We start from the raw sequence: 25,799 nt of genomic DNA on the forward strand, positions 1-25,799 counted from the left end.
ATGACTAAATATTCTCAGCAACTAACTAGATGGATTTTTCTATAATCTGCTCAATCACTTGCTTTGAAATTGGGTAAAACTGGAAGCAGATATCTTTTTCAATCGCTTGGGCAATATTGCTCTTCTCTTGCGCGTCAAACTCCCAATGACTAAAGCGTTTCATCGCTCCGACACGGGTTTGGAAATCATTTAAAAAGCCCAACACTCTCTGATAAATCATCTCGTCGGTACCCGTGCAATCAATCGAGAACGCTTGAGCCAATTTGAATGCATTTGGCATATAGAATTCAGGCAGAGCTTCAATCACAACCGGCATCAATACCGTGTTGGCATCGCCATGAGGGATATGGCTAATCGCACCAAATGCATGAGCACAGTTGTGGATCGGGATACCGCCCAATGAAGAGTAGAACGCAGAGATCGCCATCGTACTCGCTTGAAGAAGATTGCCGCGTGCCGTGAGATTTTCAGGTTCCTCAAGTGCCACAGGTAAGTTTTCAACAATCAATTTTGCCGCTTGGATACCGTAAGCATCGGTAAAAGAATTACTCATTGGCGAAACAATCGCTTCAACCGCATGTGTAAGTGCATCCATCGCAGTGGAGCGAGTAAGGTGCGCGGGTAACTTGGTCGTAACCGTTGGATCAAGAATCGCAATGTCAGCTTCTAAACCAGACGCCACCAAACTTGCCTTAATGTTTTCATGCTCGTTGTAAAAAACAGCAATCGGAGAAGCTTCTGCGCCCGTGCCTGCTGTTGTTGGTACCGCAATGTGAGGCACTCGAATGTCTTCGTTATTTGGCCACACTTCCATAAAGCCACCGCCGGCAATCACAGTGCGGATATCATCAATCTGTTTATGAAGTGCGTATTTCACGCCTTTCGAAGCATCAATCACACTACCGCCACCGACTGACAAAATAGCGTCTGCATTCAAGTTATTCGCAAACTCAATTGCAGAGTTAATGTTGTCGCACGTCGCATCCGGAGCAATGTCGGTATACACGCCGACGAGTTGCGCAGCATCTTGGCTAGCTTCCGGATTAACAAACAGTGCCGAGAATTGCTCAACAAAGCCCAACGATTCCAAGCCCTTATCAGAAAAAAGCACGACTCGCTTCGCACCCAATCGAGCAAACAGAGACGGAATATTTTCGATACCGTTCTCCTGAGCGTGAACAATGGTTTTCAGTTGAAAATTAAAATTATTGGCTGTCATGGTGGTTACCTCATTTCTAGTTGATGACTAGACAATAACCAATACAAACCGGTCGGTCTAGAGTGTAAATGTCAAAGATATGTCAATTAAGATCCTTGAAGATCATTTCGCACATACAAAAAAACCCGCAAATGCGGGCTTAGAAATCTTTGATTCAATGAGTTAAACAACCGAGGCTAACGCAAATGAGCGGGCACCTTGGTTTTATCTCGATTGAGGTAGTAGTAGAGATAAACCAAAGAGTAGATGGTTACAAACGCGTCAAGCGCAAACACACCACTCCAACCGTAGAACCATTCATAGTCATTAATACAAACGTTGTATAAGAAAATGCCAACAAACATCGACTTCTCAAACGCGCTGTAAATCATGGTCGAAGTACGTAGTGACTTGTACTTGGCAGAGAACATCAACAGCACGCCAATACAACCAACCATCACCCCCCAGTGCTGATAAGTACCCAACAGGTACTCTTTGTTTTCCATCATCGCCTCGTTGTAGGAGAACAGCGTCTGCATACTCCAATCCGGTGCCAGAAAGGTAGAAAAAGCAGTCGCAGTCAACAATCCCGTAATCATCAAATACGACTTCATGGTTCTTTCAAAAAAACGTTCTAACATAAGTAACCTCTTAAATAATTTCTAAAATGAATAGCGGAATGTCAGGTGCGATTTACTTGCCTAGCATGTTCATCACAGCCGTCTTTAATTCGTTGTCTTCTCTTGAAAACAGATGCTTAACGCGATGATCTAAGCCGGTTTCCAATACTGTTTTAGCGTGAGAGAAGGTGATAAACCCTTCTTTGCCGTGATAATTGCCCTGCCCTGATTCGCCAATGCCACCAAACGGCGCATCGTCGACCGCCAAATGAAAGACACAGTCATTGATACACATACCTCCCGAATGCACTTGCTGCTTCACTTGAGACTGGAGGCTAGAGTTAAAGCTCATCAAGTACAGAGCTAAAGGTCTTGGTTTGCTATTGATGATCTGGAATGCTTCATCAATGTTTCGATAAGTGATCAACGGCAGTAACGGGCCAAAAATCTCTTCGTTCATCACCTTAGAAGACAAGCTGGGTTCAACGATCAAATGCGTCACTAATCGATGAGTATCTAAGTCCATAGCATCGTCATGGCACACAACAATTCGTGTCCCTGCTTGCTGTTCGTCATTCAATAGGCCGACAATACGGTCACATTGGCGGGGGTTAATCAAAGAGGTCAAATTCTCGGAATAGATCCCTTCATCAAACAGCAGTTGGTACTGTTTTTTGTACTCAAGAATAAAGGCCTCGAGCTTATCTTCGGGAAGTAATACGTAATCCGGAGCAACGCATACTTGGCCGTTATTAAGGCTCTTGCCATAAATGATTCGCTCAACAGCAAGATCAACTGGCGTGTCTTCGGCCACAATCACTGGCGACTTACCACCCAATTCAAGCGTGACAGGGGTTAACGTGTCAGCCGCAGACTTCATCACCTGACGCCCTACTTGAGTTGAACCCGTAAACAAAAGGTGGTCGAACGGCAGCGCAGAGAAAGCCGCAGCAACTTCAACTTCTCCTTCAACAAGGCAAACTTCATCAGAGTGGAATACCTCATCCAACAAGGCTTTCAGTACTTGATTGGTTGCGGGAGTAAATTCACTCATCTTAATCATCGCGCGATTGCCCGCAGCCAACGCTGAGATCAGCGGCCCAACAGACAACATGATAGGGAAATTCCACGGAGTAATAATTCCCACCACACCTTTTGGTTGATAAACCACTTCAACACGAGAAGTTGAAAGTAAAGGGCCGGAGTGGCGAATCGATGAAGTCGACCAATGAGGCAAACACTCAATGCTATGGTCGATGTTTCCCAGACAAGGAAGAATGTCGGCCATCAAGGTGTCTTGTCTGCTTCGGTGACCGTAGTCTTCACTGACCGCTGCACACAAACGGTCGGTGTAATCAATAAGTGCAGATTTCAGAGCTAATAACTGTTCAATTCTCACCGGTACCGTCGGCATCGGATCATTTGCAAAAGCTTCCTGCATTTTCTTCAACGTCGCTGTCATTTGTGTTGCCGTCAATTCATGTTTCATACGTCACCTCATCGTTGGGAGATGCACACAATAGTACAGAACAAACCGGTCGGTCTAGATGTTTTTTGTCAGAGAATCGTTAATGCTATAGGTAATCAATGCATAAATATTAAGTGGACTAGGAGAGTACGCGCAGAAAAAGTGAAAAGCCGAAAGGCCATAATTGAGATGGTACGATCAAAAATGGCCGCTCTAAGCGACCATTTGTTGCGATTTTAATTCATTGTTTTAAATGAAAAATTAGCTTTTAGCGATATTAGCTATGCCTTCAAGCTGAAGAACTGGAGCCGCGTCAATGTCTTCCGCGTTCATCATAGATGACACACGTTGCATCGAAGAAAGCAGCAGACTTTGCTCCCACGGCTCAAGGTTTTGAAATTTGTTAACGAAGCTATCTTGCAGTGGTGGTGGCGCATTGTTTAGCAGCTCTTGACCTTTTTCGGTCAAGTTTGCATGTACTTTACGACGGTCAGCAACACTACGGATACGTTGTACATAGCCATTCACCTCTAGACGATCAATGATCGTAGTGGTGGTCGCTTGGCTTACATTGGTGTGGTTAGACAATTCTTTGATCGTCACGTTACCCATTTCTTGGATTGCTCTCATTAAGATTAATTGAGGGCCAGTCAAACCATACTCTTTACTCAGCTTCTTCGAATGTAAATCGATAGCGCGAATAATTTGGCGAATAGCGACCAGGATTTCGTCATGTTTGTCCAAGATTCAGACCTTTGTACTAATATACGGTGAATGTTTTCACAGTGCTTAAGCGATTAGAATTCCAATTAATAGAGCTAAAGGTGCTCAGGAATTACACTGTAAATTGATAAATTACTTCATTAATTTTTCCGCATTGTACTGATGTTCATACTATTCTCAATCTTTTCTATGCCTCTGAATTTGCGCAGGGCAACACTTTTGCTCAATGAGTCACGATTTTCGCTCTTATATCGGCTAACAAGGTAACAAAAAGCCAGAAGTCGTTAACAAATAAAAAAGCAGAGCGGTCAAACAGGTAGAGAGATTGTGATGGCCTCACTACCTATTTAATGTTTCGACATCTGACTATTTTAGTTCAAAAGATCAAGCAGCACTGTTTAGTTGAAAATTACCTGTCAGCGCGTTGTAAAACTCACTGTTATCCAAGATTCCGACCAATTGATTATCTTCAACTAGCAAAATCGGATGGTTACTGATCTGCTTGAGCTTAATTGCGTCGCGCATGCCAATCTCTGGGCTTACCACAACAACACTCGAACCGCTTATCTCGGTTAAATCATCAGACTCATTCCACTCGACAAGTGCCAAATCCGATTCACCTTTTACAGACAGCTCCCCTTCGCTATGCTCAACCCATAGGTCTTTAGAATCACAGATCTGCCAGCTGTCGTTATCTTGAGTCAGTGATTCAAGAGGCTGCATCAATGAGCGACCTTTAAGTACATTCAATGGGTTGGTGTGAGCCACGAAGTCCTTCACGTACTCGGTTTTTGGTGTGAGTACGATCTCTTCAGGTTTACCGTGTTGAATCAGTTTGCCTGATTCCATGATCGCGATGTTGTTACCAATCTTCAGCGCTTCGTCTAAGTCATGGCTGACGAACAGAATCGTTTTGTTTAGCTTGTTCTGTAACGTGATCAACTCATCTTGAAGCTGTGCACGAATCAATGGGTCAAGCGCTGAGAACGGTTCGTCCATCAATAGAATGTCAGTGTCCATGGCAAACGCTCGTGCCAAACCGACACGTTGCTGCATACCACCAGAAAGCTCATGCGGGAATTTCGTTTCCCATTCCGCTAAGCCAACCATTTCAAGCTGTTCACGCGCCTTAGCACGACGAACATCTTTGGCGACACCTTGCATTTCAAGGCCAAAGGCAACGTTATCCAACACGGTTAACCAAGGCATCAATGCAAACTTTTGGAACACCATCGAAACTCGGTGGGTACGCAGGTGACGAAGTGTCGCTTCATCGCACTGTTCACCTAAATCGACCTGCTTATCGCCATCTTTAATCGCCAGCGAGCCGCGGCTGATCTCATTCAAGCCGTTTACAGCTCGAAGTAACGAAGATTTCCCTGAGCCCGATAAGCCCATCAGCACGCAGATTTCGCCCTCTTTAACCGTGAGAGATACATTGTCTACGCCGACGACTTGGCCTGTCTCATCAATGATCTCTTGACGAGTTTTGCCTTGGTCGAGCAACTCAAGCGCTTGCTTCGATTTATCACCAAAAACGACATCGAGGTTTTTAATCGTAATTGCGTCCACTGTCTTTTGTTCCTGAGAAATAGACATGATTAAGCCTCCTTCTGGTTAGGTGTTTTGCACAAGCGATCCAGAATGATAGCAACGAGTACAATCGCAAGTCCCGCTTCAAAACCTTGTGAGATGTTCACTGTGTTCAAGGCACGAACCACTGGTTTACCAAGCCCGTCAGCACCAACAAGCGCCGCAATCACGACCATAGAAAGCGATAACATGATGCACTGAGTGACACCTGCCATGATGCTTGGTAATGCTGCCGGCAATTCCACTTTGAGGAGTAACTTCATACGGCTAGCGCCAAACGCTTTACCCGCTTCAATCAGCTCTTCTGGCACCTTAGTCACACCCAAGTAGGTCAGACGTATTGGCGCTGCGATAGCAAAAATTATGGTTGAGATTAAGCCAGGAACGATGCCTAAACCGAATAGAACCAAAGTTGGGATAAGGTAGACAAACGTTGGTACCGTCTGCATTAAATCAAGAATGGGGCGTAGTAAGGTATATAACCAAGGGCGGTGCGCTGCCATGATGCCAACCGGTACGCCAATTAATACGGAAATCGTTGTCGCCGCAAAGACGAGAACAAAGGTTTCCAGCATTTCTTGCCAATAGCCAAGGTTGAGAATGGTCAGAAGCGCCGCGACAACGAAGATCACCAACGACAATTTACGGTGTAAATACCAAGCGATCGCAGCAGTAATCACGATAGGGAGCGCAGGCGGCATCCATTTAAATACATCGACTAAAAACAGAATAACGGTTTCTAAAAAGATAGAAATAGCATCAAAAAAGCCCGCTGCGTTGATAGTTAACCAGTCAACACCAGCTTCCATCCATTGTCCGACAGGGATTTTGTTTTCCGTAATAAAATTCACAATATTGCCTTTCATTATTGGCGGGCCGAAGCCCACCTTTATTCTTTATGTAGCTTTGGTAAACAGATAGGTAGAACTATGCTTTTACTTGCTTTAGGTATTCAGTAACCGCTTGAGTTGCTGATTCACCTTTATGAGTTTTGACGTTGTCTAACCAAGCTTCCACTTGCTGTGGATTGCTGTTTAACCATTGCTGAGCCGCTTTCTCTGGCTTCACATTTTGGTTCAAAATCGCTTCCATCAACTGGTTTTCCATCTCTAATGTGAACTCTAGGTTTTGCAGAAGCTGACCGACGTTTGAACATTCAGATAGGTAGTTTGAACGAACATTGGTGTAAACATTCGCGCCACCGTAATTCGGGCCAAAGAAGTCATCACCGCCAGAAAGGTATTCCATCTCAACGTTACTGTTCATCGGGTGCGGTGCCCAACCAAGGTAAACAATCCATTGGCTACGGCGTGCTGCGCGTGATACTTGCGATACCATACCCGCTTCGCTTGACTCAACTAGGCTAAAATCTTTTAGACCGAATGCGTCTGAGTCGATCATCGATTGGATTAGACGGTTACCATCATTACCTGGTTCAATGCCGTAGATACGGTCTTTGAACTTGTCAGCGTGCTTTGCAAGATCTGCGAAGCTTTTAACCCCCGCGTCGTACACGTATTTAGGTACCGCTAGTGTGTATTTCGCACCTTCAAGGTTGGCACGAACCGTTTCCACAGTGCCCGCTTCGCGGTATTTAGCAATGTCACCTTCCATAGTCGGCATCCAGTTTCCTAGGAACACATCGATGTCACCATTAGCCATTGAAGAGTAAGTTACAGGTACTGAAAGTAGGTCGGTTTTGGTGGTGTAACCTAGGCCTTTTAAAAGCTCAGTAGTGACAGCTGTGGTGGCAGTAATGTCAGTCCAACCGACATCGGCAAAACGGACGTTTTCACATTGTTGTGGTTCAACGGAAGCGTTAGCTGCAAATGCAAATGAGCTAATCGCAAATGTGGCTAACGTTTTTGTGGTCACGTTGTGCATGTTTAGAGTCGTCATAATGGTTCCTTTTAATCTTTCCTTTTTTCTGCCTCTTCTCAAACAGTAGAGGCAGTTTTGCTGACTTTTAACTAATTCTTTTTATTGCTGTTTTTCACTTAGTCATAGGGGGTTACGCTTCCCTGACTGGTTTGTTGATTCTTTGCTTTTCTTGCCATTCCGGCGCAATCCACACTGGCACGTCTTGTTCTTTGAGCATTGGTTTCCCCAAAATCAAATCGGAAGCGCGCTCAGCAACCATGATGGTTGGCGCGTTTAAGTTTCCGTTTGGAATGGTTGGGAAGACAGACGAGTCAACGACACGCAGATTATCAACGCCGCGAACACGACACTCTTCATCAAGCACCGCCATTGGGTCGTTATCTGAACCCATTTTGCAGCCACAGGAAGGGTGATAAGCACTTTCAACATTCTGCTTAACCCACTCGTCAATCGCTTCATCGGAGGTCACATCCGAGCCCGGCTGAATCTCTTCGCCACGGTAAATATCCATCGCAGGTTGCGACAAAATTTCGCGCGTTAGGCGAATACAATCACGCCAATCTTGACGGTCTTGCTCGGTCGAGATGTAGTTGAAAATGATCTCTGGCTTAGCATGCGGATCGGCCGAAGTGATAGCTACCGTGCCGCGGCTTTCTGGCTTGTTAGGTCCAACGTGTACTTGGAAGCCATGACCATCAAAAGCGGCTTGGCCGTCGTAACGCATTGCCGCTGGTAGGAAGTGGTATTGAATATTTGGCCACTTCAATCCTTTACGAGATCGAATGAAGGCGCACGATTCAAAGTGATTGGTTGCACCTAAGCCTTTGCGAGTAAGAATCCACTCTGCACCTATCATTCCTTTACTCACTAAACCAAGCTTACTGTTAAGCGTGATAGGTTCATTACAGTGGTATTGAAAGTACACTTCTAGGTGGTCTTGAAGGTTTTCACCCACACCATTCAACTCGTGTTTAACTTCCACGCCTGCCTTTTCAAGTACCGCTTTCGGGCCTATACCTGACAGTTGCAGTAGTTGAACAGAACCGATAGAGCCCGCAGAAGAGATCACTTCTTTGTTCGCCATCGCGGTTTGAACGTGACCAGACTTTTCGAACTCAACACCGACTGCTTTCTTGATTTGATCCGATTGAGCCTCGATCAGAAACTTGCGTGCCACGATGCCTTTTTTCAACGTAAGGTTGGGGCGCTTCAATGCGCGACGCAGATAAGCGTTAGAGGTTGAGGCTCTAACCCCCTTGTCTACTGTCATATGCATGGTGCCAAAGCCTTCTTGCTGGTAGCCGTTGTAGTCTTGTGTTTCTGGGTAACCGGCGTCTTTTCCCGCGTCGATGAAGGCTTGGTAAAGTGGGTTAAGCGCCATATCGTTACCGTTACATGTGCCGACAGGACCATTGTCACCACGGTATTCGTCACCGCCTTTATTCCACGATTCAGCACGGCGGAAATAAGGCAAACACGCTTGGTAATTCCAGCCGGCAGCGCCCTCTTCTTCCCACTGGTCGAAGTCGCATGCGTGGCCACGCACGTAAACCATGCCATTGATTGACGAGCTACCACCTAACACCTTGCCACGTGGACAGTGCAGTTCACGTCCATCAAGGCCCGGTTCCTGCTCGGTTTCAAATTGCCAAGCGTACTTTTCAGTATTCATTGGGTAAGAAAGCGCAGTTGGCATCTGGATAAAAATGCTCTTATCCGTACCACCAGCTTCCAGTAATAAAACGCTATGTTCACCGCTTTCCGTTAGCCTATCCGCTAACACACAGCCGGCCGAACCCGCGCCGACGATAATATAATCGTAGCGTTGTTCCATGTTATCTATATCCCTGAGATGAGTCAGTTTGGCTAGCTCTATCACGCTAGCCCGTTAAATCGAGTGTTACGCGTTAGGCATAAGGGCTGGCGTAATCGCCAAGTTCGATAAGAATGCTCTTAGTCTGCGTATAGTGAAGTAGAGTCTCTGGTCCGTTTTCACGACCAATACCCGAAAGTTTGTAGCCACCAACAGGCATTTCTGCCGGTGAATCGCCCCACGTGTTTACCCAACAAATACCCGCCTGCATTTGGTGAATAACACGGTGTGCGCGAGAAAGATTCTGTGTGAATACCCCTGCAGCCAGACCATATTTGGTATCGTTGGCGCGGCGAATTACATCGTCTTCGTCGGTAAACTTCATCACCGACATAACTGGGCCAAAGATCTCTTGCTGAACGTGTGGCATAGAATCATCACAATCGACAAACACGGTTGGAATAACAAAGTTGCCGTTTTCAAGACCGTTGTCTGTCACTTGATAACCGCCCGTCAACAAAGTTGCGCCAGACTGCTTCGCCAGCTCAATCGCGCCAAGAACTTTCGAAAGATGCTCTTTAGAGATCAACGCACCGATCTGAGTCTCCATCTCCATTGGGTTACCAATGATCAGCTTCTCAGTGCGTGTTTTAAGTTGGTCGATGAAATCGTTGTAGATATTTTCGTGAACGTAAACGCGAGTACCGTTAGTGCACACTTCGCCTTGGGTGTAGAAGTTTGCGACCATCGAAGCCGCAACCGCATCATCCAATTTCGCGTCATCAAACACGATCATTGGTGATTTTCCGCCAAGCTCCATCGTCACAGATTTCAGCGTCTTAGCGCTATCAGCCATAACCGCTTTGCCCGTACCGGTTTCACCCGTAAACGAGACTTTCGCGATATCTGGGTGCGCCGTTAGCATCTGGCCCACACGGTAGTCACCCTGAACCACATTGAATACGCCATCAGGCAGTCCTGCTTCGGTAAAGATCTCGGCAAGCTTTAGAGCTGTGAGAGGAGTCTCTTCAGACGGTTTGAAGATCATCGCGTTGCCCGCCGCCAGCGCCGGAGCTGATTTCCACATCGCGATTTGAATTGGGTAGTTCCACGCGCCAATGCCCGCACAGATGCCCAGTGGTTCACGGCGTGTGTAGAAAAATTGAGATTCGCTCAGCGGTTGTTGGTCACCTTGTAGAGTTGGAGCCAGGCCAGCAAAGTATTCAATAACATCCGCGCCAGAGGCAACATCCACTTCAATCGCTTCTTGTAGTGGCTTGCCCGTATCAACAACCTCAAGTTTTGCAAGGTCATCATTTCGAGCTCTAAGTATTTCTACTGCCTTCAAAAGAATGCGACTGCGCTCGACTGCTGTCATTGCAGACCACACTGCGAAGCCACGTTTTGCTGATTCGATAGCGCTATCTACATCCGCCGTAGAGGCTTGTCCCAGCTTGGCAATAGGTTCGCCGTTTGCAGGATTGATGCTATCAAAGGTTTCACCAGACGTAGCTTTCACTGCTGCGCCGTCAATGTATAACGAGTTCATTTCCATTTGAGATTCTGACTTAATTGTTGTTATTAGACTCTGCTGGTCTTGTTTGAATGTTAGCTGTAAGTATTGGTCGTTCTAGTGCTGTTCTATGACTAAACTGTGGTCTACTTGGTATGACACGAGTAGAACGTTAGTTGTTTATCAAGGTAATCATTGATGATGGCTTTGGCTTTCTTAGCATCAATACCATCAGGGTTTAACGTGCCTCTCAGCCATAAACCGTCAATCAGAGAAGCGATCCCATGAGCAACGAGATCCGCTTGTTCATGCTCCAAAATACCTTTCAATTCAAGGCGTAAATGTGAGAGCAAACGTCTTTCATTCACGCGCTGTAATCGTTTTAACTGTTCGTCATGCATGGAGTAAGACCAAAACGCCAACCACGCCTTCGCGACCTTATTCTCGGCTTGATAGCCTTCGAAGTTGCCATCGATGATCGCATTGATCCTCTGTTGGTGAGCATCAACAGGGAGGGCTTTTAATGAGGTGGTGATGGTATTGGAGAGTTGGCGAAGAATTTCGCGCATGGTTTCTTCAAGCAGGCCATGTTTGCCGCCAAAATAGTGATTGATAATACCGGTAGAGACTCCCGCTTCTTTGCTGATCAACGCAATACTTGCGGCATGCAAACCGACTCGATCAATCACCGTCATGGTCGCTTGAACAAGCTGTGGTTTACGTATGTCAGGCATCCCAACCTTCGGCATTTCTCAGTCCTTTTATTTTTTATTGAACGTTCAGTTAAATATAAAATGACAGAAATTTAGTTAGGGTTCAAATGATTATTTAAAACAAACCGTTAACAAAACAACACCACCTAAACAGCAATCACAATAAAAACAACTACTTAACATCAATTTAGAGCACTAATCAAATTCATTAAAAGTTTGAACTATGATGGTTATGGCTCAACAGATATTGATTAAAACGCCTAAGTTTTAAGCAGAAGAGGAGGTGGGCTTACTAAATGAGAGAGCCCTCTTTTCAGCTCTATTTTTCTTTGGAATAAAGGAAGGGAAAGCAGGTGAAAAATAAAAGTACCCAAATATTTGGGTACTTTACGTTGGAGATACTATCGCTCGATATTTTGTCGAGGAGCGACACGTTACTAGAAAGCCAAATGGTAACTATTGCTCGACTGATCAAGTGTGATCACCCAGCTCTGTTCTTGCTCCTTACTACTCATTGGCACCCAACGAGCATAGATCTGCTCCCAGTTGCCATTGACTTCTAACTCTACGACATCGGTGTGTGTTGGATAAACGGTTGTGATTCGAGAAGTAGGCTCCGCAACAACATCACCATTACTCATGACAAATGCTGACTCAGAGTACAAATGAAGAGCCCCTGCCGTCGTTCCCGTGTAATCCATTGACAAGCTGATCTTCTCCCCAATATCAAATGAGAAACCAACAGGCGCCACAATGTCAGACGTACTGATCGCGGCTGGTTGGATTGCTGACGCAGGCAGTTGAGCAGGCGTTGGAGACGGTGTCGCATCTGGAGTCTGTGCAGGTGATGCACTCGTGTTACCACCGCCACCTCCTCCACCGCCGCCACAAGCACTGACTATGAGTGAGAAGGATGTCATGGTGATTAATTTGCTGATCTTATTCATGCTGCTCTCCTACTCATCCGTCGCTGATATAACTTTGTTAGTGGTCGGTGCTTTATACCATTCACCATCAGTTTCACCGCTGCTGGTTACCCATGTAGGGAATGACGTATAGGCATCACTGATATCAACCAGTTCTACAGGGTGATCCCATTCGTCTCGAATATTAATAACCCATGGCATGTTATTGCTGGTTTTGAACGACTCAGAGCCTGAAGAGCTATCATCATGACTGTTGAACAAGGTGTCATTCATATCACTTGTACCTGAAAACTCTTTTAAGTGAGTTTGCCACGTCATACCCGGTGGGGTCGCAACGAAGTCACCGTGATAAGTACCATCAGCTCCAAAGATAAACGAGTCATAAGGTGGGTAACCTATATCATCACGTGATACTGGTGTAGTAAATTCCACGTACAGTTGGTAGTTGAGGACGTCAGCGTTTTGTACCCCAGAACATGCACTTTGGGTTCGGTAGAAAACACAGCTCTCTGTTAGTTCACCTAAGTTTTCCAGATCCTCTCTTAGATTTTCTGACACCATCAATATCGTCTCACTGTCTCCCGCTTGTAAAATCGTGTGACCAACGGCAACGCCATTACGAGTGAGTGTGGTAGATGCTACGTTCGCAGGTAAAACATTCGGTAGTTTCACTGCATAACCATTCGAGTAGCCTGCCCCCATCGCTTGAAGTGTGTAATCTACAGTCAAGTTTTTAAGTTCTCGTTGACCATTGAGCTGCTCCGTCACTTTGTAGCGCCAAACCACATCATTGAAGTCGTAGTCACCTTTTAGTGGCCAGTTATCCTCAAAGGCGATCGTTGCGTAGCTGTTCGAACTTGGGTAGACGGTTGTCACTGTCACATCTTCATTGTTCTCTTGGACAAGCACCTCATATTTTGAGTCTGTTGTGCCATCTTCGTTAACCCCATCAACAGCAATAAATGGCGTAACTTCAACAGTAAAGATCAAATCATTAAAATCGTTGTCTCCAGTTGGACGATAAATATCCTCAAAGCCAAGTACCAAAAACTCATTCTCTGTATCCAGGAAAGCAACATTATGTCTTCTATTGTCAGCTGACGCCTCAGGGTTAAGCGCTGGATAGCTGTAAAAAGGTGTGCCCCAGCCACCAAGCCACGGGATGTTGTTATAAGATCCTTCCCAGCCCCAACCATTCGAGATGATAAAAAAGCCTAATGTTTGACCTGCCGTAAGCTGGACACTGAGATCGATGGAGTCCCCTTCTTGCATTTCCCCAACATCAGCAATGGACGTATTAGGAAACACCACGACGTGTGTGTTGATATCGTCTTTAGTAACTGGAGGGTTATTGGTATCAAAAACGAAGTAACCAAGAGTGTTACGGTAACCCGCCCCTTCGTTCAAAAAAGTGATTGTGGCTGTGGCGTACTCTGCACCGTCCAACTCATCATCAATGTCGATGCTCGAGTAGCGCTCAGGGGCAATAAAAGCGCTGTTGACGGTGGTACCTTCAGGCAACATCGAATAGACGTTGGTTAGCACGTCTTGGGGCAGTGATGCTGACACCGAATACGTATTATTAGGTTTACCTTTTTCTGAATAGTTGGACGCATCCGCGCCAGATTCAAACGTTAGATCCGCCGTGGTCAACGCCATCGCGACACATGGCACCAAGCAACTCGGCAGTATGACTGAATTCCAATTTCTCATTCTGTTCCCTCTTTCACTAGCCTGAAACGTGTAAAGAGGAGAGGAGCAAGTATAGTGCCGAAAGATAAAGTCTTTCATAACAAAGATTTATATTCGAGCTATTCATTTTTCTCAATTTGAGAATGAAGTTGAAATGGAAACAAAAACCACAAAAAAAGTTGATAATGACAAAGCCACTATCAACCTTTAGCAATCGGTGGAGAACGATCAGTTGTCGTCCCCAAACTTACTCAATACGGGTAATGAAACTGTATTTATCAGAGTCCGCTTTCGTCATCCAATGCTCACCAGACGCAGGAGCCGAATTTAGGGTAAACATATAAAAAGCGATCCCTTTGTCTCCCATCACCTTCTTAAAGTAAGTCGCTTGGCTGCGATGGCTCTCATTAGTGTAAGGAAATTCTTTCGCGGTTTTATCTCCCTCAGCCCAACTATGCACACCAACCTGCTTATTCTGTTCAATGGCTTTACTGGTGTCTGCACGTTCTAAAATACGTGGGTAACCCGCTGCGAATAAGTCCGTACCACCCGAGAAAACCGACCCTCTTGGAGTCACGATGGTTGTCATCTTATTGCTATGGATCATGCGTCCGGTGTACATGTTGATTTCATCATCGGCACTCCCGCCAATATGATTATCGAACTTTAATGTCATATCTCGGCCTTGAGATAACTTCACAATATCAAACAGCTGAGAATAGGTTGATGCGCCTAACGTTGAGTCAATACGCTCACCAACACCGGGCTTATTAAATCTATCTCGGTAAAAGGCTTGAAAAGCGAACGAGGTAGTAATCGTGACTTTGTTATCTTGTAGAGAGCGGGTTAGCACCGTAGAGCCTAGCGTTGTCACGTAATCTAACGCTTCGGTATAGAACTCAAATTCAATAGGCCGTTTTCTGTCACTAGTTGTCGTTTGGATTAACGTGGTTTCATTCGACACTGAGCGCTGTGCAGCATTGCACTCAAACGCATCATAGAAGTTGCCTTCCTTGTAAATGCCACAGGTATCGACTCCAGCATCGGGAAGATACACATCAATAGTTTGTCCTAGCCGGTCGACAAGCCTGATAACTTTCTGCTGCTCACTTATATCCTCGGCAAACATCACTTTCTCGTACTTCACCCCATCGTAAGTCAGTCTGAAGGCTTCTTGGATCTCTTCTCGCTCTTGATACAACTCTCCTAGCTTGGCCGATGAGAACACGTAATCGGCTTTAGGTTGAGGTAATTGTTTCTTCATTGTGTTAGAGCCAGACTGGCATCCAGCTAACAGGATTAATGGTAATGCCAACAACGCGTTTCGATAGTACTTCATGCAATGATTCCCCAAACGTAAGATGGGGAAATTCTATTATTTAGACTTCAAACTATCTGTCGTGGGAATGTAATAGAATGTACAGCGACTGATACTCGAAAAAACGGGACTGCCTCCAAGCTTATTGAAAGTCACCCGAGAGTTCCAAGTATCCCATTGGGTAGGCTTAGTGCACCTACCGCCTTACATCTAGTCTCTTGAAATAGAACCTCACCATTAAACCCATTCGAAAATTGGGTTTGGTGGCGGCCAGTCTTACATTTGAACAATGTTTTTTATTTTTGTTATAAATGCCAATTCAGCATTGAACTAACTTATAAAGTGTTTAATCATTTGCATCAGGTATTTTTCGTGAAGCATTCGAACCGAATATGCAACTATGATTATCCTGGTAAGATAATTGCACTCACGAAATCTCATAAGTTAAACACACGATAAGGCTGATAATGGAATGACAAAACCTAGAATGATCATCGTGGAAGATGATTTGAAGCTTCAAAGAATGTTGCAAGACTACTTTATCGCACAAGACTTTGACGTCTCGGTACTCGATGATGGCGGCAGTGCTGCACAGACTATCCTCGCTGAACAGCCAGACATTGTCTTACTGGATCTGATGCTTCCTGTAAGCGACGGACTTACAATCTGCCGACAGACGCGTACACATTACAAAGGTAAAATCCTGATGCTCACTGCTAGCGATGACGACTTTGATCATGTCGCAGGCTTAGAGACAGGGGCTGATGACTATGTCACCAAGCCAATCAAACCAAGAGTTCTGCTTGCAAGAGTTCGTTCATTATTACGCCGCCAAGACGCTAACACCGCTTCAGCCGATGACTCGGACAGCCTACAGTTCGATCAACTGTTGTTGAAAAACACCTATAAGAAATGCGAACTAGCGGGTGAGGTTTTGTCACTTACCGACAGTGAATTTGACCTACTCTGGCTATTAGCGAGTAACCCAGATACACCACTATCTCGTGACTATTTAACACAAACGTTGCGCGGCATTGAGTATGACGGGATTGATAGAACCATTGATAACAAGGTCGTACGCCTGAGAAAAATACTGGGTGACGACCATGCGCCAGCAGAAAAAATTCAGACCATTCGCGGTAAAGGTTACTTATTTGTTTCCACCGCTTGGCATTAACCTCGCTCAGTACGAGCGTAATGAAAGAGAACAATTATGCGACGTATCTATTTGGAGTCCCTAATAGGGCTGTTAGTTTGTTTTATGGCAGGTATTATCGCCTATGAAATCAGTGTCTATCAGCTCAATACTGACTACGAATATGTACTGCAAGATTATGAAGCGGCAGCCCATCAACAGCTGATAGAAAACATCGCTAAGAATCAAGGGCTTGAAGCTGCTCATCAAGCGATAAACCAGTTTGTCGAAACCACACGAAATAAACTGGTGATCCTCAGCCCACAAGATGAAATACCAGGCCCCGTTTCACAGTTCTTCATTGCTCATCCAGACACCTTTATCTTTCATGATGACGAGCGTGACCTGTGGTTTCGCTTAGCAAGTAGTGACAACACTTACCACTACCTCCCCAACAGCGAAGCGTTTGTTAGGCAAAAGATAGAGTTAGAGGATGATCTTATTTGGTTGTTCTTTTTAGGAAGCTTTATCTTATATGGCTTATGCCATGTACTGATCATCTTCCGCCGAGTAAAAAAACTGGAATCAGCCACTCTGAGTTTTGCAGAAGGGGATCTCTCCTCACGAGCTGAGACTTCAAGTGGCATTGCGATCGGTTCACTGAACAAATCCTTCAACCTAATGGCCGACCGAATTCATCGCTTAATTGAAAGCAATCGCTCACTCACTAATGCTGTCGCTCATGAACTGCGCACGCCAATATTTCGTATTCAGTGGCAAGCTGAAATGCTGAAAGACACGCCGTTGAGCGAAGAACAAGAGAAAACCATTGAGAGCATCGTTGAAGACACGGAAGAGATGGAGAAGATGGTTGATGAGCTCTTGTATTATGCCAAGCTCGATAGCACTGAACTCGAAAGCCTACAGCAGCCATTGGAAATAAAAGACTTTCTCAAGCACGCGACGACGCGCTGGAGCAAAGAGACCGCGCTCAGTATTGACCTTTACTTACCAGAACACGAGCAATCGATAGTGGCTGACGAAACCCTGCTCAATCGTGCATTGGATAACCTCGTACGTAACGCAATGAAATTTGCACGCACACAGATTTCAATTGAAGTAACTAAACACCAAGAGCAGCTGCAAATCGCGGTACACGACGATGGTGATGGCGTTGCAGAAGAACACCGAGCACACCTATTCGATCCCTTTTATGTTGGCGACAAAGCACGTAACAAAGCGAAGAGTGGTCATGGCTTAGGGTTATCTATCGTCCATAAAATCTGCGCCCAACACCATGCAACCGTCCAAATTGCTCAAAGCCCAAGTTTGAAAGGTGCGGTCTTCACCATCACTTTTCCACTGTGTAACGAAGCAGCTGACAAAGCCATACAGTAACGACAAAACACCTCTGAAATAATGCTCACATCGGTTGGGAGACACTGTCTCCCTATCCATTTATTCGATCTAGATAACCTTGGTACCACTATTGATGGCTTGTCACTTGAGTGCGGCGAAGAACCGCTCCGACGTTCTTTATGAGTCATGAGTGCCAAAGGGTAACCCTCTAGATCCCAATTATTCTAAAGGTATGTTTATGAAAAAGTTATTAGTTGTTTTGGGCATTGTCTCTCTTGCAGGCTGTTCAGGTATTAGCCACAACGATGAAGTGTACACAGCGCACGCCGAAAGCTTCAACATCGTAGGCTTCCAAATTCCTGGTAACACACAAGATCGTGCAATGGAACTGGTTCCTGAAGGTGCAAGTGTTGATACCATCCGTTCAACAAACTCTGACACAAGCTCCGCCCTTGGTATCATCAACCGTATTATCGGTATCGACTACGTACAAGTTGGCGGTAAGAAACAGTAAGTTGCCAGAGCTTGCGTAACTTTAAACGCTAGCGAACCCAAGCAAGAATCTTCAAACCAGTGGCATTCGTCGCTGGTTTTTTTATTCCTGGCGTTTTGAGCTCTGTGCCAAAGAATTCCTCAAAAAGCGCAATGCAAAATAAATGACAAATTAGGCAATAACCCTCTAAAAGATAAAAACTTCGTCAAAACTGTTCTTAAAATCAGCTAATAGCCGAAACGCGTAACGTACTCCTCCCAACCATTTACCCTTCTATCAATTTAAGCTCGATTAATTGAGGCACAGATCAATTCACGTGAAGATCTTATTTCGCATAAAAAAGTATCAGTTAATAAAAGTGTCATGATTTTATAAATAAAAAATATAAGCACATCGAAAAATAAACATAAATCATAACCATCTGTAAATACGAGAAATATAGATTTCATGAATAAAAGAGAGCCCTGCCATGCTACTAATTAATTCGATCGAATAATGTAAATTCAATGTGATATTTTTGTTACGTTTTCATGGATTTTACATGGAAAGAGAAAATAACAATGAAAATGAAAAAGCGTTTAGTTGCCGTTGCTATAGCGAGTGCTATGTCTTTATCCGTACACGCGGGTGAATCCGTTAGCATTAATCAACCGATCAACTTTACTAGCTTCTCTGGGTTAAATACTCAGCTAGGCGTCAGTAATGCCTCTAGCTTCAAGATGGTTAAGGAAGTTAACCTGAAAAAGCGCGGTATCTACAAAGTTAAGATCCAACAAAACATTTGGGGGACGCCGGTTTGGGGACACTACCTAAACGCAACCCAAAGTGTTCAAGGTGGCGCGCTTAAGTCCGTTCAAGGTCGCTACTTAAAAACCACCACTCTGGAGCGATCTTTCGTTAAGCCATCCATCAACAGTGCTCAAGCTGTTGAACTAGCGAGTAAAGACCTAAAAGCCCAGAGCGTAGCTAGCAAATCACTAGACAACGTACAACATGAGCTGTTTATCTACCAAGGCGCGTCGAAGCAAGGTGTTGGAGCACAAGGGGCAGATAAGACACGCCTCGTGTACGTGGTTTCTTACCTTGTGAAAGGTAGCGAAAAGCCTTCACGCCCATTCACTATGCTCGACGCTCATACGGGTGAAATCATCGACCGCTGGGAAGGTATTGCTCACGCTCAAATAGGGACAGGCCCAGGCGGTAACGAGAAGACTGGCATGTACGAATACGGTACCGACTACCACTACCTTGATGTTCAAGAGAATGGCACTGAGTGTGTGATGGAATCGGAAAACGTTGTCACGGTTGACCTAAATGGCGCAACAGACGGTGATACTGTTTACAGCTACGAATGCCCTCGCAACGAACATAAAGAAGTGAACGGAGCTTACTCTCCTCTGAACGATGCTCATTACTTCGGTAACATCGTTTTCGACATGTATAAAAACTGGTTCGATACAGCACCACTCTCTTTCAAACTCATGATGCGTGTCCACTACGGCTCGAACTACGAAAACGCCTTCTGGGACGGCAAAGCGATGACCTTTGGTGATGGTGAAAGCTTCTTCTACCCACTTGTAAGCTTAGACGTGTCTGCCCACGAGGTGAGTCACGGTTTCACAGAGCAAAACTCAGGTCTGATCTACGCAAACCAATCTGGTGGTATGAACGAAGCATTCTCTGATATGGCCGGAGAAGCAGCAGAATACTACATGAAAGGCACCAACGACTGGATGGTGGGTCGTAACATCTTTAAAGGTGACGGCGCTTTGCGTTACATGGATGACCCATCGCGTGACGGTTCTTCCATCAACAACGCATCGGAATACTACGACGGCTTAAACGTGCACTACAGCTCAGGCGTGTTCAATAAGGCGTTTTACCACCTAGCAACGACACAAGGTTGGGATACCAAGAAAGCGTTCGAACTTTTCGTTTTAGCAAACCAAATCTACTGGCAGGAAAACAGTGATTTTTGGCAGGGTGCGTGTGGCGTGAAAAACTCAGCCACTGACCTTGGTTACAGTACCGAAGATGTGGTTTCCGCGTTCGCACTGGTTGGTGTAACACCATGTGATGAGCCACCACTACCGCCAGAGCCTGAATATCAGCGCCTAGAAAATGGTGTTGAAGCACCAGTGGCTGGTGAAACAGGTTCCAAGACTTACTTTGATATCGAAGTACCAGAAGGCCAAAACAAACTGACGATTGATCTGGCTGTCTCTACAGGTGATCCAGATATGTATGTCGGTCTCGATTATGCACCAAGCCCACAAGAGAACATCTGTAAAAGTGAAAGCGTGACCGATGAAGTCTGTGTTATCGATAACCCAACAGCTGGTCGCTACACCGTTAACATTCTGGGCTACTCAGATTACACAGGTGCCAACCTGAAAGCGTCATACGAAGCTGGCAGCACTAACGTACCACCGGTATCTTCGTTCGAACACACTGTGGTTGGCAAAGAAGTCGAACTTCGCAGCACAAGCTCAGATAGCGACGGCCAGATCGTCTCTTACCAATGGAACCTCGGCGATGGCAACACGCAAACGGGTGAAGTAACTCGCTACACCTACGCTGAAGCGGGTGACTACGTGGTAACACTGACCGTCACTGACGATGCTGGCGTTGCAACATCAACAAGTAAATCGCTCACGATTGAAGGCGACTCTGCGGAAGGTTTCCCACTAAAACTGAAGTTCGGTAATAAGAATCCGAATGGCAAAGCTCGCGTTAAACTCGCATGGGATTACGACACAAACGACTACTTTGTGATTAAACGTAACGGCAAGAGTGTTGGTGCAACAGACTTCAACTCATACGTCGATAAGTTCCGTCACAACGGTACAGTAGATGTGGAGTACCAAGTATGTACCTCAAGTGATGTTTGTTCAGAAACCAAGCACTACCGTTTCATCAAAACACAATAATCGATAGTTAATTCAGGGCTCCGAAAGGGGCCCTTTGACTATGTGGGTAACGAAAATCCTCATAGCTAAAACAATAAAAAAAAAAACAAAAACATAACGATAAAAAGGACATCAAATGGCTATTCAAAAAAGTATCCTCGCTATGGCTCTGTTTGGCAGCGCTACGGCTTATGCATCTTTAGGAATCACACCGCCAACAAGCTCAGAAGTTTGGATCACCACCGATGCTGACGCTCAGCACCTGATAGTGGAACACGGCGCAACGGTATACCCAGCTGTGAATGGAAACAAACACTCCATCGTTGCAAAAATCAACGCAAAACAGTTGGCTAAACTTTCTAGCCACATGCACGAAGAAACCCACCGCTGTGGTGGCTACATGGTGCATGAAAACAAGGCTAGCGCATTAAAAGCTGCCGCAATGCCGCTGACAATGAGCACCTTCGAAAAGCCGACGATCAGCCACCAAGATACAGTGAATGATTTACTCGCTCAGGTTGAGCCAAGCAATATGGTTACGACCATCGAAAATCTAACCAACTTCACCAACCGTTTTTATACCACTTCTACGGGTGTTGCTGCTTCAGATTGGCTGCTAGAGCGTTGGAAAAGGGAAATCAAAGATGTGCCATACGCCTCAGCACGCCAAATCACGCACGCAGAGTATCCGCAAAAATCCGTAGAAGTCACCTTACTTGGTGCGAAGTATCCAGAAGAGATCGTTGTCGTTGGCGGACACCTTGATTCAACCGTAGGGTCTTGGACAAGTGAAGGCACTATTTCTCCGGGGGCTGATGACGATGCTTCTGGTATTGCTACCGTCACAGAATCGCTGCGTTTGATGATAGCTAGTGGTATTCAGCCAGACAAAACCATCAAGTTCTATGGCTATGCGGCTGAAGAAGTGGGACTGCGTGGTTCACAAGATGTTGCTAATGCTCTGAGAGACGAACAAGCGAATGTTATCTCTGTACTTCAGTTGGACATGACTAACTACAACGGTTCCGCGCACGATATTACCTTCATCACCGACTACACCGACAGCAACCTAACGGCTTACCTGAGCGAGTTGATTGATACCTACGCTAGCGACATCAGTTACAGTTTTGACCGTTGTGGTTATGCCTGTTCCGATCACGCCTCATGGCACAACGTTGGCTACCCTGCAGCTATGCCGTTCGAGAGCATGTTCAACGATTACAACCCGAGCATCCACACGCAGCATGATACGATAGAAAACTCAGATCCGACGGCAACCCACGCCTCGAAGTTCGCGAAACTGGCGATTGCTTACCTCGTTGAAACCAGCCTTGATTCACCCGTTACTGGGCCAACAGAGCTAGAGCCTGGTGTCCCTGTTGGCGACCTATCTGCTGGCTATGGTGAAGAGCAATTCTTCAACTTTACAACTCAGCAAGCTGGTCAGTTAACGGTAACTTTGACTGGCCCTCGCAGTGGCGATGCCGACTTATACGTCAAATATAACGGTGTGGCATCAAAATCAAACTTTGACTGCCGCCCATACCAGAACAGCAGCAACGAACAATGTGTATTAAACAAACCTGCGGGCGAATTCAGCATCATGGTGCGCGGCTATCGCAACTTCAGCGATGTGTCTATCATCGCTAACTTTATTCCTGAACTTCTCTAGGGCTGACTAGCTAAACTCAAGCATGACACGGCTTACTGCCAAAATAACCAAAACAAACGCAGCCGACCTGGCTGCGTTTTTTGTTAGAGAGACTGAGGAACTTGAGAGCCAATACTATTTTACGAAAATGAGTTAATTTAAGTGTAAATAGAGAAATTCGTTTCACCTAATAATGAGCATAAATATATTACGCTTATTTGAATCAGTGAAAACCACTCTCACATATTAACTTAAAGAAAAGCTAAAATAGAAAAATCTTAATTAGATAATCCTTTATTAATTCTATTCTCTCCTCTCTATTATGGGAATCAACAACTCAGACCAGTAAGAAAGTTTAAATAAAATTAAACAAACTTTCATTTTATGATTTATTTAAAGTAAACAAATGCCATAACCTTATTTTAATTAAGGGCAACAATCAACGAGCAACCCCATACACACCAAGGCATAACCAATAAAATCAGCAAGTAAGACCAGTTTGATTCTGGGATATTGGTTCAATAAAAACAAACACTCGATACACCAAATAAATAAGTAATCAATGCATTTAATAAATATTGCATATATTAATTAGATGTATATTATTCACAAATAAACCAAGCTTATACGTGAATTTTATAAGTGTTATATTATTTAAAGTTCGGACATTCGTCTGAATTATAAGAAATCTTAAAAATAATCAACACTGCTTATATTGGAACAAGTTATGAGTGCTAAACTAAAAATAATGCTTTCTATTATGGGGCTAACAGTCATGTTAATCATGACGACAAGCTTTTTAAGCTGGAAGAATTTCGAGACTTCGTCGACCGTAAGTTATAAAAAACAGTTGGGATATAAATCTCAACTTATCGCAGATACTATCGGACAAAAAATTAATCGCTACTTTGATATTTTGAAAGTAGTGAGCAATGGGCTGTCTTTCGATGAGCGTGGTCAAGTCGACACATCACGGGCAATCACAACGCTCCATAGTGCCATGAGCTCAACCAAGGTTACTAACATCTACTTTTCTCTAGCGGATGGCACTTCCTACTCGTCAAAAACCAATGGCATCATCGAAAACTTTAATGCCAAAACCAAACAACGCGAATGGTTTTTGAAAGCAATGAGTGGCGAGGACAAAATCATTACTCGTCCTTACCTGGCGTCAACCGGTGACCAAGTAATGTCTCTAGCAACGCCTATCTACAAACAAGGCAAGATTGTCGGCGTTGTTGCTCTAAACATCCTGGTTGAAGACCTGACCAGATTCACCGAGCAACTCACCACAAATAATAAAATCTTCGTCACTCGTGAAGATGGCTTTATCTTAGCCGCACAAAACGCGTCTTTGATAGGTAGAAATATCTTCAACGAGATCCCAGCTTTTGCGAACAGAGACACCACGCGAGAAGAGAGCTTCGAGTACGTTTATCAGAATACAGAGTTCTTGGCAGCAGGCGCTAAAATCAACGATCTTGGTTGGAGTGTATGGGCGTGGGATAAAGAGACCAATGTTAATCAGGACTCAAAAGATAACCTGACTCAAACTCTGATCACCTCTTTGACGCTACTGCTTATTTGCGCGGGTTGCGTGTACTACGTTGTTGAAGTTTTGGTTTACCGCCCACTCGGTGGAGAGCCAAGCGAAATAGAAGCAACCGTAGCTAAAGTGGCCTCTGGTGACTTTACCGCAATCAAACAACAACAGGGCAAAGCGATTGGTATCAATGCTGCGGTTAACGATATGGTCAATGAGCTGAGCACCACAATTGAGACCATCCGTAACTCATCGAACGACCTGTTTACCTTTGCCGAAGGCATAACCAACGCAGCCGATAGTGTAAACGCAAGTTCCGCTTCGCAAATGGAACAGTTAGAGCAGACTTCGACGGCAATGAACGAAATGTCGGTCGCTGTAGATGAGGTTGCGCAAAACGCCCACCGAGCTTCAGAAGCAGCGATGCAAGCAGCGCAAGAAGCACAGTCTGGCAATCAAACATTTGATACCGTGAATCACAGTATTGTGAGCCTCTCTCAAGGTATTCAGGAAGTGTCTGATGTGATCAATACCGTGGGTGAGAAAACCTCAAGCATTGGCACCGTGCTGGACGTGATCAAGGACATTGCAGATCAAACCAACCTGCTTGCTCTTAACGCTGCCATTGAAGCTGCGCGAGCAGGTGAGCAAGGCCGAGGTTTCGCAGTTGTTGCTGACGAGGTTCGTAACCTAGCTAACCGAACTCAACAGAGCACCAACGAGATCCAAGAGGTGATTACTTCACTTCAACATGAAGCCAATAGCTCTATGGACATGATGCAGACGAACCGAGAAGCATCAAATGTCACCATGGAAAATGCGAAAAGAGCGCAGGCTTCACTCAATGAAATCTCGAGCTCTATTACCGTCATTGAAGACATGAATACACAGATAGCCACAGCGACTGAAGAGCAAACTCTTGTCGCTGGCGAAATCAATCAGAGTATCGTTGACGTCAATGACAAAGCCCGCGAAACACACAACTTGTCGGCATCAAACCAAGAGAAAGCCTCGGAACTGATAGCGCTGTCTGAAAAGCTCACGCAAGCAGTCAGTACCTTTAAGCTAAACCGTTAACCTCAACAGCATTTGATAAAAACTGATTAGGGGGAGGCAATTCCCCTAATCACAACGCCAAAGCGAAAACCTCATCTCACTGCCCGGGTGATTTGAGTAAACGATTTCTCGAAGTACCCCTACACACAACCTCTAGCTGTCTCTTTTCCATCTCGGCAAGGAGAGGCTTTTTGC

The 25,799-nt window shown here is 45.1% G+C and carries 19 protein-coding genes; 6 read left to right on the forward strand and 13 right to left on the reverse strand.

Going from position 1 to position 25,799, the window contains the following annotated elements; genetic code table 11:
• Positions 1-25 precede the first annotated feature (25 nt).
• The 13 genes from F0232_RS02855 to F0232_RS02915 all read right to left on the reverse strand — a co-directional run bounded on the left by F0232_RS02855 (position 26) and on the right by F0232_RS02915 (position 15,479).
• Entirely contained in the window at positions 26-1,219 is a 1,194-nt protein-coding gene (locus tag F0232_RS02855) for an iron-containing alcohol dehydrogenase (protein WP_105058557.1), read from the reverse strand.
• A gap of 176 nt (positions 1,220-1,395) precedes the next feature.
• Positions 1,396-1,839, reverse strand: coding sequence for a hypothetical protein (locus F0232_RS02860; protein WP_019824532.1), 444 nt, complete (start codon positions 1,837-1,839; stop codon positions 1,396-1,398).
• A 52-nt stretch (positions 1,840-1,891) separates the two neighbouring features.
• Positions 1,892-3,307 carry a coniferyl aldehyde dehydrogenase gene (locus F0232_RS02865; RefSeq protein ID WP_105058558.1) on the reverse strand — a complete coding sequence of 472 codons (1,416 nt, stop codon included), beginning with the start codon at positions 3,305-3,307 and terminating at the stop codon, positions 1,892-1,894.
• Between the two features lie 240 nt (positions 3,308-3,547).
• On the reverse strand, positions 3,548-4,030 hold the full coding sequence (locus F0232_RS02870) for a MarR family winged helix-turn-helix transcriptional regulator (RefSeq protein ID WP_004736861.1): 483 nt from the start codon (positions 4,028-4,030) through the stop codon (positions 3,548-3,550).
• Between the two features lie 363 nt (positions 4,031-4,393).
• The gene (choV, locus tag F0232_RS02875) at positions 4,394-5,608 is read right to left on the reverse strand and encodes a choline ABC transporter ATP-binding protein (protein WP_105058559.1); all 1,215 of its coding nucleotides are present in this window, start codon (positions 5,606-5,608) and stop codon (positions 4,394-4,396) included.
• Positions 5,609-5,610: 2 nt separating this feature from the next.
• Positions 5,611-6,453 (reverse strand): choline ABC transporter permease subunit, encoded by an 843-nt coding sequence (gene choW / locus F0232_RS02880; protein ID WP_004736863.1) that lies wholly within the window; start codon positions 6,451-6,453, stop codon positions 5,611-5,613.
• A gap of 76 nt (positions 6,454-6,529) precedes the next feature.
• Positions 6,530-7,501, reverse strand: coding sequence for a choline ABC transporter substrate-binding protein (locus F0232_RS02885; RefSeq protein WP_061031997.1), 972 nt, complete (start codon positions 7,499-7,501; stop codon positions 6,530-6,532).
• 112 nt (positions 7,502-7,613) lie between these two features.
• Positions 7,614-9,317, reverse strand: a complete 1,704-nt coding sequence (gene betA, locus F0232_RS02890) for a choline dehydrogenase (protein WP_105058560.1) — start codon at positions 9,315-9,317, stop codon at positions 7,614-7,616.
• 73 nt (positions 9,318-9,390) lie between these two features.
• Positions 9,391-10,851: a betaine-aldehyde dehydrogenase gene (betB, locus tag F0232_RS02895; RefSeq protein ID WP_105058561.1), complete on the reverse strand. Its 1,461-nt coding sequence runs from the start codon at positions 10,849-10,851 to the stop codon at positions 9,391-9,393.
• A gap of 104 nt (positions 10,852-10,955) precedes the next feature.
• Complete coding sequence (gene betI / locus F0232_RS02900) at positions 10,956-11,558, reverse strand: transcriptional regulator BetI (protein ID WP_105058562.1); 603 nt, start codon at positions 11,556-11,558, stop codon at positions 10,956-10,958.
• A gap of 401 nt (positions 11,559-11,959) precedes the next feature.
• Positions 11,960-12,469, reverse strand: a complete 510-nt coding sequence (locus F0232_RS02905; protein ID WP_102425773.1) for a hypothetical protein — start codon at positions 12,467-12,469, stop codon at positions 11,960-11,962.
• A gap of 9 nt (positions 12,470-12,478) precedes the next feature.
• Positions 12,479-14,161, reverse strand: a complete 1,683-nt coding sequence (locus tag F0232_RS02910; RefSeq protein ID WP_105058563.1) for an LruC domain-containing protein — start codon at positions 14,159-14,161, stop codon at positions 12,479-12,481.
• A 226-nt stretch (positions 14,162-14,387) separates the two neighbouring features.
• Positions 14,388-15,479 carry an alpha/beta hydrolase gene (locus F0232_RS02915; RefSeq protein WP_105058564.1) on the reverse strand — a complete coding sequence of 364 codons (1,092 nt, stop codon included), beginning with the start codon at positions 15,477-15,479 and terminating at the stop codon, positions 14,388-14,390.
• A 451-nt stretch (positions 15,480-15,930) separates the two neighbouring features.
• Here F0232_RS02915 and F0232_RS02920 point away from each other — a divergent pair, with 451 nt between their 5' ends.
• The 6 genes from F0232_RS02920 to F0232_RS02945 all read left to right on the forward strand — a co-directional run bounded on the left by F0232_RS02920 (position 15,931) and on the right by F0232_RS02945 (position 25,625).
• A complete protein-coding gene (locus F0232_RS02920) occupies positions 15,931-16,635 on the forward strand; it encodes a response regulator (protein WP_105058565.1) in 705 nt (234 codons plus the stop codon).
• Positions 16,636-16,671: 36 nt separating this feature from the next.
• On the forward strand, positions 16,672-17,991 hold the full coding sequence (locus tag F0232_RS02925) for an ATP-binding protein (RefSeq protein WP_105058566.1): 1,320 nt from the start codon (positions 16,672-16,674) through the stop codon (positions 17,989-17,991).
• A gap of 199 nt (positions 17,992-18,190) precedes the next feature.
• Positions 18,191-18,466, forward strand: a complete 276-nt coding sequence (locus tag F0232_RS02930) for a hypothetical protein (protein ID WP_061031988.1) — start codon at positions 18,191-18,193, stop codon at positions 18,464-18,466.
• Positions 18,467-19,005: 539 nt separating this feature from the next.
• Positions 19,006-21,375, forward strand: coding sequence for a M4 family metallopeptidase (locus F0232_RS02935; RefSeq protein ID WP_061031987.1), 2,370 nt, complete (start codon positions 19,006-19,008; stop codon positions 21,373-21,375).
• A gap of 115 nt (positions 21,376-21,490) precedes the next feature.
• Positions 21,491-23,026 carry a M28 family metallopeptidase gene (locus tag F0232_RS02940; RefSeq protein ID WP_061031986.1) on the forward strand — a complete coding sequence of 512 codons (1,536 nt, stop codon included), beginning with the start codon at positions 21,491-21,493 and terminating at the stop codon, positions 23,024-23,026.
• 706 nt (positions 23,027-23,732) lie between these two features.
• Positions 23,733-25,625, forward strand: coding sequence for a methyl-accepting chemotaxis protein (locus tag F0232_RS02945; RefSeq protein ID WP_061031985.1), 1,893 nt, complete (start codon positions 23,733-23,735; stop codon positions 25,623-25,625).
• Positions 25,626-25,799 lie beyond the last annotated feature (174 nt).

Origin of the sequence: Vibrio sp. T3Y01, from assembly GCF_013114525.1 — a bacterium.
Lineage (GTDB): Bacteria > Pseudomonadota > Gammaproteobacteria > Enterobacterales > Vibrionaceae > Vibrio > Vibrio chagasii_B.